A 13,384-nucleotide genomic window follows, 5' to 3' on the forward strand; every position below is an offset into this window, starting at 1 on the left:
GTTCAGGTTAGTGAGTGTTCAATCCGGCCACGTCCCGCATGGGACGCCTGCCTTTATTCTTTGGCTGCCGGGGCCGGTACAGCAACAACTTCCGCAGGCGCCACCACGCCCATCGAGACGATATATTTGAGCGCCGCATCGACGCTCATGTCGAGTTCGACGACATCGCTGCGCTTCATCATCAGGAAAAAGCCTGAGGTCGGGTTCGGCGTCGTCGGCACGTACACGCTGACATAGTCGCCCACCAGGTGGTTCGCCGCATCGCCGCCCGGCACGCCCGTCAGGAAAGCGATGGTCCAGGAGTTCTGGTGCGGATACGGTACCAGCACGGCCTTGCGGAAGGCATTGCCCGACGGGGAAAACAGGGTATCGGACACTTGCTTGACGCTCGAGTACAGGGAATTGACGATGGGTATGCGTTGCAGCAATTTTTCCCACAGTTTCACCACGTAATTGCCGACCAGGTTATTCGTCAGCAAGCCCGTGAAGAACACGATCAGCACCGTCAATACCGTGCCCAGGCCGGGAATGGTGCTCAGTGCGGGAACATTGTGGCCGAACCAGACGCTGGGCTGCGTACTGCCGGGCACCAGCAACAGCGACTGGTCCATCGTGCTGATCACCAGATTCAGCACCCAGGCCGTAATGGCCAGGGGCACCAAAATCAGTAATCCGGTAATAAAGTATTTACGCATCGGTTTCTCGGTAATGGATCGTATCGGCGCGGCGCGCTTTTCAGTCCGCTTTCGGCGCAGCGGCAGCCGGGGCGGGCGCAGGCGCAGCGGCAGGCGCGCCCTCGGCGGCCGGGGCGGGCTTGGCGTTATCGGCCGGGCCCGTCGGAATGGCCGTGGTGGGCGCCGTGCCGCCGCGGAAATCGGTCGCGTACCAGCCAGTGCCCTTCAATTGGAAACCGGCGGCCGTCAATTGTTTCTTGAAACTGGGCTTGCCGCACGACAGGCACACCGTCAGTACTGGATCGGAGATCTTTTGCAAGACATCCTTGGCAAAACCACACTCGTCACAACGGTAAGCGTAAATCGGCATCTCTACTCCGAGAAAATCATCAAAAACCCTGAATTATAAAGCTTTTCCGCCATTCCCAGCGGAAAATGCCCGCCCGCTCGGCCTGTCAGGCTCAGTCCGCCCGGCGGCGCCAGCTCATCCAGCGCTCCTTGCCCGCGAAGACGGCGATGGAATCGTCCACGGCTTCGTCGGCCAGGCAGTCGAAATGCGGCGCCAGCAATTCCTGTAGTTTCTCACGTGAAATACCAAATGGCGGCCCCTTGGCATTATCGTCAAAGAAAAAGTAGCCTGCCAGCATGGCGCCCGGCGCCAGCAACTGCGCCCAGCGGGCCGCCACTTGCGGCCACATGGCGCGCGGCATGGCGCACAGAAACGCCCGTTCATAGATCAGGTCCAAGGGCGCGGCTGGCTGCCAGGCAAAGAAATCCGCTTCCACGACATGCCCTGCCCGCTCGCCCAGCTGTACGCGCGCGGCGGCCACGGCGGCCGGCGCAAAGTCGATGGCCGTGGCATCCCAGCCGTGATCGAGCATGAAAACCAGTTCATACGCGGAGCCGCAGCCGGGAATCAGGCAGCGCAGCGGCGCCGGACTGCCGGCCACGAAGCTGCGCAGGCGGGACGGCACGCCGCCATGGTCCCAGGGCGTGAATTGCTTCTCGAAACGCTCGTCCCAGAAGGCGGGCGAGAGCGGGTCGCGGTTGTGGAAGTCAGCCATCACTTACGTCCTGATCCAGTTAAAACGGCAGTTGATGCCAGCGCATGAACACTTGCAAGCCCAGCGCGCCGAGGGCGAAGGCGCCGACAAAGTACACGATAAAGCTCAGCAAGCGGTTCGTCTGGCGTTGTTCCGCCAGCAAGGTTTTCATCAATTCCACGTCGTTTTCACGCGGTTCGCCATGCACGGTCAAGGCCTGGTGCAACAAGCGCGGCAGTTGCGGGAAGATGTGCGCGTAACGGGGCGCCTCGGCGCGCAAACGCTCCATGAAGCCTTGCGGCCCCACCTGGTTGCTCATCCATTTTTCCAGGTAGGGCTTGGCCGTTTGCCACAGGTCCAGTTCCGGGTCCAGCTGGCGGCCCAGGCCTTCGATATTGAGCAGGGTCTTTTGCAGCAGCACCAGTTGCGGCTGCACTTCCACGTTGAAGCGGCGCGAGGTCTGGAACAGCCGCAGCAACACTTGCCCAAAAGAAATATCTTTCAGCGGACGGTCGAAGATCGGCTCGCAGCAGGCGCGCACGGCCGCTTCCAGTTCATCGACGCGCGTGTCTTTCGGCGCCCAGCCCGATTCGATGTGCGCCTCGGCCACGCGCTTGTAGTCGCGGCGGAAGAAGGCGAGGAAGTTTTGCGACAGATAATCCTTGTCGTAGTCGTTCAAGGTACCCACGATGCCGAAGTCGAGCGCGATGTAGCGGCCGAACGAGTCGGGCGCGATCGATACGAGAATATTACCCGGGTGCATATCTGCATGGAAAAAGCCGTCGCGGAACACTTGCGTGAAGAAAATTTCCACGCCATCGCTGGAGAGCTTGCGCAAATCCACGCCGGCCGCCACCAGGCGGTCCGTCTGCGACACGGGAATACCAACCATGCGCTCCATGACAATGACGCTGCTGGAACAGTAATCCCAGTGCATTTCCGGCACCAGCAGCAAGTCCGAGTTGGCGAAATTGCGGCGCAGCTGGCTGGCGTTGGCCGCCTCGCGCATCAGGTCCAGTTCGTCGTGCAGGTATTTGTCGAACTCGCCCACCACCTCTTTCGGTTTCAGGCGTTTGCTGTCGGCCCACAGGCGGCTGATCCAGTCGGCGGCGATGTGCATCAGGGCCACGTCTTCGTCGATCAGCTTTTTCATGCCTGGACGCAAGACCTTCACGGCCACCGCGCGGCCATCTTTGAGGGTGGCGAAGTGCACCTGGGCAATCGAGGCGGACGCCACCGGTTCGCGCTCGAAGCTGGCAAACAATTGATCCGGGTGCGCACCGAGCGACTTGGTGATTTGCGCGATGGCCAGGTCGGAATCGAAGGGCGGTACCCTGTCTTGCAGGCGCGCCAGTTCTTCGGCGATATCGGGCGGCATCAGGTCGCGCCGGGTCGACAGCACCTGGCCGAACTTGACGAAGATCGGGCCCAGCTCTTCCAGCGCCAGGCGCAGGCGCAAGCCCCGTGGCGACGACAGGTCGCGCCAGAAAATCAGGGTGTCGATCAATTTGGCGGTGCGGGGAACTTGCAGACCAGAAATCGCTATCTCATCCAGGCCGTACTTGATGGAAACACGGATGATTTTAAACAGGCGCAGGAATTTCAATATCATGTAGACAAATCCGGTGAGGAGGACTGCGGCTGAACGGCGGCGGCCGCCTTTTCCAGCCGGGCAAGGCGCTTGGCCAGGCGTTCGACGTCATCGCGTACGCGCGTCACGCCAGCGGAATACTCTTGCAGGGTAGCAGGACGGATCAGCATGGGCTGTTCGTCGAGAAAATATTCGGCCACGTTTTCCGCCAGCTTTTGCTGGCCCGTGCGCACAAAGGCGGCGGCATCTTTCGCACCGGCAACAAGGCGCGTGGCCAGCATGGGGCCGACGATCTTTTCCAGGTCGTGCTCGGCTTCCCAGCGCAAGCCCTGGCTCAATTGCGAAATCGCATTGGCAAACTCGGCATCGCCTTCGATCTTGACGTAGGAAAACGCCCGCTCGCGGTTTTGCAGGATCAGCGGCACATCGGACAATTTGACGCGGATGGTCACATTGGCAACTACGTCCGCCGGTGCCGCTTCCAGCATGCCGGCGCTGTCGACGCGCAGGCGCAAGGCCACGGCGCCCGTGTCGATGCAGGCCAGCTTGCCGGCGTGCACGGCCAGCTGCTGGCGCGCCCACGGCTCCTGCGCCAGTAAATGGTTGATAGTCGCGATGACGGGCGTCATCAGGGAGAGATCGGAAAGTGGTGCCATCGTGTGCCTGCGCGCCAAACGCGCCCCTAAAAATGAAAAACCGCCCGTACAACAACGCGGGCGGTTTCGATCTTACCAGTTCAGCAGGAAATATCTGTCAAGCATCATGCATTCCGCATGGACTTAAGCCATTATTCAGCAAGTTTTGACAATTAATTCAATTGCTGGATGCCTGCCAGGACCCAGCCGCTGTTGCCGCTGACGGGTTTCGACATATTCCACACTTCCGCGAACGGTTCGGCCGCGGCGCCCGGCGCCGAACGGATCAGGCCCGTAAACTTGACGCTGGCCAGGTAATCGTTGACGCTCGTCTCGATACCGAGCAGTTCGGCATCGATGGTGACGACGTCCGTAAAGTCCGGCTGCGCACCCCGTTCCTGGATTTGCATGCGCAGTTCCGCATACACTTCCGGCGACGTGAATTCGCGGATATCGTTGACGTCAGCCTTGTCCCAGGCCGCCTGCAGGCGAATGAAATTGCTTTTCGCGTGGCGCAGGAAGGCATCCTTGTCGAAGTCGCCTGGCACGCCCCATGGCGCGGCAGCCGGTGCCGGCTTGTCCAGGCCGACGCCGGACGAGACGGGTTGCAGCGGCGGCAGCGGCGGGATGCGCGAACCGATGTCGGGCACGTTGCCGGCCGGCGCAGGCTGGTTGCCGAAGCCGGCGAACGGCGCATTGCCGGCGTTGCTGTCGCGCTTGCCGCGCACCATGCGGTAGATGAAGAAGGCCACGCCGGCCAGCAAGGCCACCATCAGCAGGGTGCTGATCATGCTGGCCAGGGCGCCGCCCAGGCCAAAATGCGACAGCAGCGCGCCCAGACCCAGGCCCAGCAGTGCGCCGCCCAGCAAGCCTTTCCAGCGGCTCGGCGCCTTGGCGGCCGGTGCCGGTGCGGGAGCCGGCGCAGGTTGCGCCTGGCGTGGCGCGGCGGCCGGCGCCGGGGTTGGTGCCGGTGCGGGCGCCTGGCGGCCCACGTTTTGCGACTGACGGCCAAACGAACGGCCACCGCCCATGGGACGGGCCAGCGCCTCGCCCAGCATGGATACCGTGGTCGCGGCCAGCATCATGCCGACCATAAATTTCTTCAATTTCATTCCATCTCCTAAAATCACCAACGTTGATGCATTACATCTTGATACCGGTGTGCAAAGCGGCAATGCCTGCCGTCAAATTGTAGTACTGCACGCGCTCCAGGCCCGCCGTTTCCATCATGGTCTTCAAGGTTTCCTGGTCCGGATGCATGCGGATCGATTCGGCCAGGTAGCGATAGCTTTCCGCGTCGCCGGCGATTTTCTGTCCAAACCACGGCAAGACGGAGAACGAATACAGGTCGTACGGCTTTTGCAGGGGCGCCGCCACCTTGGAAAACTCCAGCACCAGCAGCTTGCCGCCCGGCTTCAGCACGCGGCGCATTTCCGCCAGCGCCACGTCCTTGTGCGTCATGTTGCGCAGGCCAAAGGCCACGCTGACGCGGTCGAAATAGTTATCGGGGAATGGCAGTTTTTCCGCGTCACACAATAAGGTGGGGGTGAGCAAGCCGCGATTCAAGAGGCGGTCGCGGCCCACGCGCAACATCGATTCATTGATATCGGTCAACCAGACTTCGCCGGTAGGGCCCGCCTGCTTGGCGAATGCCTTCGACAGGTCGCCCGTGCCGCCGGCGATGTCGAGCACCTTGAAACCGGGGCGCACGCCCGCGTTGGCGATGGTGAACGTCTTCCACAGACGGTGCAGCCCGCCCGACATCAAGTCGTTCATCACGTCGTATTTGGCAGCGACGGAATGGAACACCTTGGCGACTTCGCGCACTTTGTCGTCTTCTGCAACTGTTTTGTATCCGAAATGGGTCGTATTGGTCATGGTAGGCAGTCTGTTTGAACTTGCATGCATTATACAAGCGGCAGGCGCATTTCCCCGTGACGCCGGAGAAGGTATTGCCTTTCCACCGCATTCGAAGCCAGCATTGCTGCCCGCGCATACGCGGCCAGCGCCCCGGGCCGGTCGCCCTGGCGGCGCAGCAGGTCGGCCCGGGCCGCGTGCAGGTAATGCGAGTTGACAAGGCTGGGCACGGCTTCCAGCCGCGCCAGCCACGCCAGGCCGTGTTCGGCGCCATGCGCCATGGCACAGGCAATCACGGCATTGAGCAAGATCATGGGTTCCGGCTTATGCCGCAGCAAGGCGCCGTACAGGGCGTGGATCTGGCGCCAGTCCGTCTGACTGGCCGTGGGAGCCTGGGCGTGCAAGGCGGCAATGGCGGCCTGCAGCTGATATACCCCTGGCGCGCGCGCCGGCAAGGCCTGTTCCAGCAACGCCAGTCCCTCAGCAATGAGGACCGCATCCCACAGGCCGCGGTCCTGCTCTTCCAACGTTAGCAAGTTACCTTCCGGCGACAGGCGGGCAGGACCGCGCGACGCCTGCAGCAGCATCAGGGCCAATAGCCCCTGCACTTCCGGCTGGCCGGACTGCAGGCTGTCAAGCAGCCGCCCCAGGCGCAGCGCTTCCACGCACAGGTCCGCGCGCAGCAGGGTGCCGCCGCCGCTGGCGCAATAGCCTTCGCTGAAGACCAAATAAATCACGTGCATGACTTGTGCCAGCCGGGGCTGCAATTCTTGCTCCGGCGGCAAATCGAAGGGAATGCGCGCTTCGGCGATCTTGCGTTTGGCGCGCAACAGGCGCTGCGACAGGGCCGCTTCCGCCACGCCGAAGGCGCGCGCGATCTCAGCAGTGGACAGGCCACACAGGGTGCGCAAAGCCAGCGCCACCTGCGCCTCGGGCGCCAGCGCGGGATGGCAGCAGATGAACAGCAGGCGCAGGCGGTCGTCCTCGATGGCTTGCGTTTCATCAAGCATGGCGGCCGGCAGGCAGGACAGCACGGCCTCGGCCTCGCTGACGCTCTTGCCCGCGCGGCGCACATGGTCGAGGCCCGCATTGCGCGCCACCGAGCTGAGCCAGGCGGCGGGATTGGACGGGATGCCCGCCTGCGGCCATAGTTCCAGCGCCTTGCGGCACGCTTCCTGCAACACATCTTCCGCCAGGCCCAGGTCGCCGAAGCGCCGCATCAGGCCGGCCAACACCCTGCCCTTTTCCTGGCGAAAGACATGCTCGACGGCCGCAATGGCGTCGCCGCCCATGCTCACGCCATGACGGGCCGCACTTCGATGGTGCCCAGGGATGCCACTGGGCAACGCCCGGCCCAGGCCAGCGCCTCGTCCAGATTGGCGCAGTCCAGCAGATAGTAGCCGCCCAGCTGCTCCTTGGTTTCCGCGAACGGCCCATCCGTGATGACAGGCTTGCCATTGCGCACACGCACGCTGGTGGCGCTGCGCACGGGCGCCAGCTCGGCGCCGCCGCGCAGCACGCCGGCCGCGTCCAGTGCCTGCGTGTAACTTGCGAACTCGGCCATCAGGCTGGCCATCTGCCCTTCCTCCATCGCTTCAAAACGCGCCTCGTCGGCGTAGAGCAGGATCATGTATTCCATAGTCTGTTCTCCAAAGAAAAATGCCCGCAAGCGCGGGCATCCATACGACGAACGGGGCGGCGGCAATCCGACAAGATTACAGCATTATTTTTTTAGCTTAATGTTTATGCCCGCAGCTGGGGCCATGGACGTGGCCGGAAGATTGCTTGACCGTCATGTCGGCCTTGGCGTCGCGGCCGCTGTCGCCCGGGTAGCCGGCCGCCGCCAGCTGGTCAAGGTAGGCTTGCCACAGTTTGTCCTTTTCCGCGCCCAGCTTGTACAGATAGGCCCAGGTGTACAGGCCGGAATTGTGGCCATCGCTGAAAGTGGGCTGCACGGCGTAGTTGCCGACCGGCTCCAGGCTGGTGATACCGACCAGGCGTTTTCCTAACTGCAAGGTTTCCTGGCCCTTGCCATGGCCCTGCACTTCGGCCGACGGCGAATACACCCGCAGGTATTCGAACGGCAGCGCAAATGTGCTGCCGTCGTCGAAAGCCACGTCGAGCACGCGCGACTGGTTGTGCACGGTCAAGCCGGTGGGTTGGGGTGTTGCTGCTTTTTCAGTCATGACAATACTTTATGCGGATAAACGTTGAAGGATGGCGGTGCGCAAGGCCGGCAACAGGGCGCGGCGCGCGGCCAGCACCTCGGGCGCCGTCTCGCGCTGCACCACGGCCCAGCTGGGGTTCGGGAAATGCGCGTCGTCGCGGTAGCGGGGAATCACGTGCCAGTGCACGTGCGGCGTCATGTTGCCGAAACTGGCGACATTCACCTTTTCCGGCGCCATCACTTCCCGCACGGCCAGTTCGACCTGCCACACGACTTCCATCACGTAATTGCGCTCGCCCGGCGTGAGATCCGTCATTTCCTTCACGTGTTTGTTCCAGATCACGCGGCAAAAGCCGGGATATGCAGGGTCGTCGACGGCCACCACGGACAGGCGCTCGCTGCGCCACAGCAAGGCCTCACAGCCCTGCTTGTTGGCAAAGCCATCGAGCAAGTTGCACAGATCACAGGTCGAGGACGTCACACCAGCACCCGTTCGATGCCGCCGTCATTGGCGCGTTTCACGTAATCCGGCATCCAGTTCTCTCCCAGCAAGTGTTTGGCGATCTCGACGACGATGTAGTCGGCCGTCGTGCCCGAATCATCATTGTAGCGCGACAAGCCTTGCAGGCACGACGGGCAGCTGGTGAGGATCTTCACGTCGCCCGTGAAACCGTCGCCGCGCAGCTTGTCAGCGCCCTTGACCATCTCTTCTTCCTTGCGGAAACGCACTTGCGTGGAAATGTCGGGGCGCGTGACGGCCAGCGAACCCGATTCGCCGCAGCAACGGTCATTCTTCTCGATCTTCACGTTGTCTACCGTGCTGATCAGGGAATTGATGGTCTTGCCCGATTCCTGCAGCTTCATCGGATTGTGGCATGGCTCATGGTACATATAGCGCGTGCCGTTCACGCCTTCCAGCTTGACGTTTTTCTCCAGCAAATACTCATGGATATCCATGATGCGGCAGCCGGGGAAAATCTTCTCGAACTGGTAGGTGGCCAGCTGGTCGTAACAGGTGCCGCACGACACGAGCACCGTCTTGATGTCCAGGTAATTGAGCGTGTTGGCCATGCGGTGGAACAGGACGCGGTTATCCGTCATCATCTTCTCGGCCTTGTCGAACTCGCCCGCGCCCCGCTGCGGATAACCGCAGCACAGGTAGCCCGGTGGCAAGACCGTCTGCACGCCCACTTCCCACAGCATCGCCTGCGTGGCCAGGCCCACTTGCGAGAACAAACGTTCCGAACCGCAACCGGGGAAGTAGAACACGGCTTCCGTATCGGCCGTCGTCGTCTTCGGATTGCGGATGATCGGGATGACCTTGTCGTCTTCGATGTCGAGCAGCGCGCGCGCCGATTTCTTCGGCAGGTTGCCCGGCATCTTTTTGTTGATGAAGTGGATCACCTGCGCCTTGACGGGCGGCTTGCCCGTCGACGGCGGCGGCGCCTTGGTTTGCTTCTTGGCAAACTTCTTCAACAGATCATGGCCCAGGCGCTGCGCCTTGTAACCCCAGCCGATCATGACCTGGCGCGTGGCGTTGATGGTCACGGGATCGGTAGCGTTGAGGAACATCATCGTCGCCTTGGTGCCCGGATTGAAGCTCTTCTTCTCCATCTTGCGCAGCAAATTGCGCATGTTCATCGACACGTCGCCGAAGTCGATATTCACGGGGCAAGGCGTGACGCATTTATGGCAGACCGTGCAGTGGTCGGCCACGTCTTCGAACTCTTCCCAATGCTTGATGGAAATACCGCGGCGCGTCTGTTCTTCGTACAGGAAGGCTTCGATCAGGGACGAGGTGGCCAGGATCTTGTCACGCGGCGAATACAGCAAGTTGGCGCGCGGCACGTGGGTCGAGCATACGGGTTTGCACTTGCCGCAACGCAAGCAGTCCTTGACGCTGTCGGCGATGGCGCCGATATCGCTTTGCTGCATGATCAGCGATTCATGGCCCATCAGACCGAACGATGGCGTGTAGGCATTGCGCAAGTCGGCGCCCATGCCTGGCAGATTCAGCAATTTACCCTTGTTGAAACGGCCTTCCGGATCGATGCGCTGCTTGTAGCTGCGGAAGTCGCCGATCTCTTCTTCCGTCAGGAATTCCAGCTTGGTGATGCCGATACCGTGTTCGCCGGAAATGACGCCATTCAGCGAGCGGGCCAGGATCATGATGCGGCCCACGGCTTGGTGGGCGTCCTGCAGCATTTCGTAATTGTCCGAGTTGACGGGCAAGTTCGTGTGCACGTTGCCGTCGCCCGCATGCATGTGCAGCGCGACAAACACGCGACTACGCAGGATGCGCGCGTGGATGGCCGTGGCCTCGTCGAGGATCAGCTTGAAGGCGGCGCCATTGAAGATCTGGCGCAGCTGGGCGCGGATTTCCTGCTTCCACGTGATGCGCACGGTGCGGTCCTGCACCACGTCGAACAGGGTGGCGTTCGGCTGCGTTTCCAGGCGCACATCGAACACGGGCAGCAAGCGCTCCATACCCAGTTCAGCCAGTTCGCCTTTCACATCGACCAGCGGACGGTCCAGCTGGGCCAGCAGATAGGTCCAGCGTGCCGTCACTTGCGCCAGCAACTGCTGCGCCTGCTCGGCGCGGTCGCCCAGCATTTCCGCATCGTCGACGCGGTCATCCGATGCATCGTCGCTCTTGCCTACTGGCAAATTACCCTTGGCAAAGAATTCGCTGAGGGCCTCCGCCAATTGCAGTTTATTCTTGATCGACAGCTCGATATTGATGCGTTCGATGCCATCCGTATATTCGCCCATGCGGTTGAGCGGGATCACGACGTCTTCATTGATCTTGAACGCATTGGTATGCTTGGCGATCGCCGCCGTGCGGGCACGGTCGAGCCAGAATTTCTTGCGCGCTTCCGGGCTGACGGCCACAAAACCTTCACCCACGCGGGTATTGGCGATGCGCACCACTTCCGAGGCCGCTTGCGCGACGGCGTTTTCATCGTCGCCGACGATGTCGCCAAAAAGGGCCATCTTCGGCAACACGCCCCGCTTCGACTTGGTGGCGTAGCCGACGGCGCGCAGGTAGCGCTCGTCCAGGTGTTCGAGACCCGCCAGGCGGATGCTCGTGTATTGCTCGCCTTTCGCCGGCAAGCCGTCCAGGTAATCCTTGATTTCCACGATCGACGGGATCGCGTCGCGCGCCTGGCCGAAGAACTCCAGGCAGACGGTGCGGGCGAACTTCGGCATCTTGTGCAAGATCCAGCGCGCCGACGTGATCAGGCCGTCGCAGCCTTCTTTCTGGATGCCCGGCAAGCCGGCGAGGAATTTATCGGTGACGTCCTTGCCCAGGCCCTCCTTGCGGAACTTGCGGCCAGGAATTTCCAAAATTTCCGTCTTGAACGGCGCGCTCGGTTTCGTCGCGTCGCGCGTGCTGGGGTGGCGCCATTCCAGCTGGAAGCGCGCCAGCGCGATATCGTGGATCTTGCCCAGGTTGTGGTCGAGGCGCGTGACCTCGAGCCAGTCGCCGTTCGGGTCGACCATGCGCCACGAGGCCAGGTTGTCCAGCGCCGTGCCCCACAGTACGGCTTTCTTGCCGCCCGCATTCATGGCAACGTTGCCGCCGATGCAAGATGCATGCGCCGAGGTGGGGTCGACGGCAAACACGAAACCGGCCTTCTCCGCCGCTTCCGACACCTTGTTCGTGATCACGCCCGCGCCCGAATGGATCGTCGCATATTCGTGCGTGAGGCCCGGCAAGACCGTCATTTCCACGGCGCCCAGGGTAATCAGTTTTTCCGTGTTGATGACGGCCGACATCGGCGTCAATGGAATCGCGCCGCCCGTGTAGCCGGTGCCGCCGCCGCGCGGGATGATGGTCAGCCCCAGCTCGATACAGCCTTTGACCAGGCCAGCCATTTCCTCTTCCGTGTCGGGCGTGAGCACGACGAACGGGTATTCCACGCGCCAGTCGGTGGCGTCCGTCACGTGCGACACGCGCGTCATGCCGTCGAAGCGCACATTGTGTTTTTCCGTGTAGCGGCCCAGCACCTTGACCGTGCGCTTGCGCAAATCGTAGGTCTTGCGGAATTCGTCGCCAAAATCGGCCACGGCCTTGCTGGCAGCCTTGAGCAGCAGCTCCACGTTATGGCTGCGCGCCTGCGCCACTTCCGGCGTTTCGCCGCTGGCGGCCACGTCGCCGCCGGCCGCATCGATGGACAGGCGGCGCTTGTCGACTTCGGCCAGGCGGTGATGCAAGGCGTCGATCAAGCCCTGGCGGCGCTTCGGATTGTCGAGCAAGTCATCCTGCAGGTAGGGATTGCGGCGCACGACCCAGATATCGCCCAGCACCTCGTACAGCATGCGGGCCGAACGACCCGTCTGGCGGGCGCCGCGCAACTCGTCGAGCAGGCGCCAGGAGTCCTCCCCCAACAGGCGTATGACGATCTCGCGATCGGAAAACGACGTGTAGTTATACGGGATTTCGCGCAGGCGGCTTGCTGCGGGACCATTCGGCGTTTCTGCCAGTAAAGCTTGGATTTGTGCGGGAGCGTTCATGGAGTGTGGTGACGATGTGGACTGGACCCTAAAGACCCATTTTATCTTATTGCGCCGCACCATGCGGGAACAGCCTTAGGCAGCCTAAGGTTTAAGCACCTCATCCAGTACCATAGCAAATATGGAAAAGTCTTCTTTTGCATGAATAAAAAACCAGTCCCCTGGATTTTTTGACGCAAAAATACCAATAATCTCACTTTGCCGCAAACTATCGAACTGCCCGAAAACGGGGTGAATTGGCGTTGCAGGCCGTCCCATTCAAGCCAGCATCTGACCAATCCGGTGCCATACGCCATCGGGGACGTAGAGCAGCAAGCCCGTCATGGTCAGGTAGCGCGCGCATTTGCCGATGGCCATGTAGGCCACGCTGGGCCAGAACGGCAGCTTGAGCCAGCCGGCCAGGGTGCACAGGGGGTCGCCCACGAGAGGCAGCCAGGCCAGCAGCATGGTCTTGGCGCCATAGCGGGCCAGCCAGCGGAACCAGCGCGTGTCGCGCTCCTTGGCGAACGCCTGCTTGGCCCGGTAGCCCAGCCAGTAGTCGACGATGCCGCCCAGGGTATTGCCCAGGGTGGCGACGCCGATGGCGGCCCAGAACAGCGCGGGATTGGCCTTGATGACGGCAAACACGGCCGGCTCCGAGCCGAGCGGCAAGAGGGTGGCGGAAATAAAGCTGATCAGAAAGACCGATGTCAGCCCGACTTCCGGTGCTGCGATCAGCTGCAGCAGCCAGGCGATTGCGGATTCGATCATGGAACACTTCGCGATGCGGTAAGGCTCTCCATTATAATGAAGAGCAGCCTGGGCGCCGCACACATCGCGCCGGCTGGCAAAGGCAGACCCGCCCGCAGTTCCACAAAGCATTATTGTCGCCAGGCTATCCGCCGCCGCGCCGCCGCTAT

At 62.0% G+C, this 13,384-nt stretch carries 13 protein-coding genes; all 13 read right to left on the reverse strand.

Going from position 1 to position 13,384, the window contains the following annotated elements:
• Window positions 1-53: 53 nt before the first annotated feature.
• The gene (locus tag ACRHIG_RS00410; protein ID WP_436497648.1) at window positions 54-695 is read right to left on the reverse strand and encodes a DUF502 domain-containing protein; all 642 of its coding nucleotides are present in this window, start codon (window positions 693-695) and stop codon (window positions 54-56) included.
• A 40-nt stretch (window positions 696-735) separates the two neighbouring features.
• Window positions 736-1,044: an FmdB family zinc ribbon protein gene (locus ACRHIG_RS00415; protein WP_436497650.1), complete on the reverse strand. Its 309-nt coding sequence runs from the start codon at window positions 1,042-1,044 to the stop codon at window positions 736-738.
• Between the two features lie 91 nt (window positions 1,045-1,135).
• On the reverse strand, window positions 1,136-1,738 hold the full coding sequence (locus tag ACRHIG_RS00420; RefSeq protein ID WP_489629070.1) for a methyltransferase: 603 nt from the start codon (window positions 1,736-1,738) through the stop codon (window positions 1,136-1,138).
• 19 nt (window positions 1,739-1,757) lie between these two features.
• Window positions 1,758-3,329, reverse strand: coding sequence for a ubiquinone biosynthesis regulatory protein kinase UbiB (gene ubiB, locus ACRHIG_RS00425; RefSeq protein WP_475417126.1), 1,572 nt, complete (start codon window positions 3,327-3,329; stop codon window positions 1,758-1,760).
• Window positions 3,326-3,964, reverse strand: coding sequence for a ubiquinone biosynthesis accessory factor UbiJ (locus tag ACRHIG_RS00430; protein ID WP_489629071.1), 639 nt, complete (start codon window positions 3,962-3,964; stop codon window positions 3,326-3,328). Before ACRHIG_RS00430 ends, ubiB begins: the two co-directional genes overlap by 4 nt.
• 152 nt (window positions 3,965-4,116) lie before the next feature.
• Window positions 4,117-5,055 carry a Tim44 domain-containing protein gene (locus tag ACRHIG_RS00435; protein WP_489629072.1) on the reverse strand — a complete coding sequence of 313 codons (939 nt, stop codon included), beginning with the start codon at window positions 5,053-5,055 and terminating at the stop codon, window positions 4,117-4,119.
• A 31-nt stretch (window positions 5,056-5,086) separates the two neighbouring features.
• Window positions 5,087-5,821 carry a bifunctional demethylmenaquinone methyltransferase/2-methoxy-6-polyprenyl-1,4-benzoquinol methylase UbiE gene (ubiE, locus tag ACRHIG_RS00440; protein WP_034753359.1) on the reverse strand — a complete coding sequence of 245 codons (735 nt, stop codon included), beginning with the start codon at window positions 5,819-5,821 and terminating at the stop codon, window positions 5,087-5,089.
• A gap of 29 nt (window positions 5,822-5,850) precedes the next feature.
• The gene (locus ACRHIG_RS00445) at window positions 5,851-7,092 is read right to left on the reverse strand and encodes an RNA polymerase sigma factor (RefSeq protein ID WP_489629073.1); all 1,242 of its coding nucleotides are present in this window, start codon (window positions 7,090-7,092) and stop codon (window positions 5,851-5,853) included.
• A gap of 2 nt (window positions 7,093-7,094) precedes the next feature.
• Window positions 7,095-7,439, reverse strand: coding sequence for a YciI family protein (locus ACRHIG_RS00450; protein ID WP_489629074.1), 345 nt, complete (start codon window positions 7,437-7,439; stop codon window positions 7,095-7,097).
• A 97-nt stretch (window positions 7,440-7,536) separates the two neighbouring features.
• Window positions 7,537-7,986, reverse strand: coding sequence for a gamma-butyrobetaine hydroxylase family protein (locus ACRHIG_RS00455; RefSeq protein ID WP_489629075.1), 450 nt, complete (start codon window positions 7,984-7,986; stop codon window positions 7,537-7,539).
• Window positions 7,987-7,995: 9 nt separating this feature from the next.
• Window positions 7,996-8,448, reverse strand: coding sequence for an HIT family protein (locus tag ACRHIG_RS00460; RefSeq protein ID WP_489629076.1), 453 nt, complete (start codon window positions 8,446-8,448; stop codon window positions 7,996-7,998).
• On the reverse strand, window positions 8,445-12,485 hold the full coding sequence (locus ACRHIG_RS00465) for a DUF3683 domain-containing protein (protein ID WP_475417119.1): 4,041 nt from the start codon (window positions 12,483-12,485) through the stop codon (window positions 8,445-8,447). Before ACRHIG_RS00465 ends, ACRHIG_RS00460 begins: the two co-directional genes overlap by 4 nt.
• Before the next feature lie 258 nt (window positions 12,486-12,743).
• Window positions 12,744-13,235, reverse strand: coding sequence for a YqaA family protein (locus ACRHIG_RS00470; RefSeq protein ID WP_046682119.1), 492 nt, complete (start codon window positions 13,233-13,235; stop codon window positions 12,744-12,746).
• Window positions 13,236-13,384: the final 149 nt, after the last annotated feature.

Source organism: Janthinobacterium sp. C22 (genome assembly GCF_057919405.1).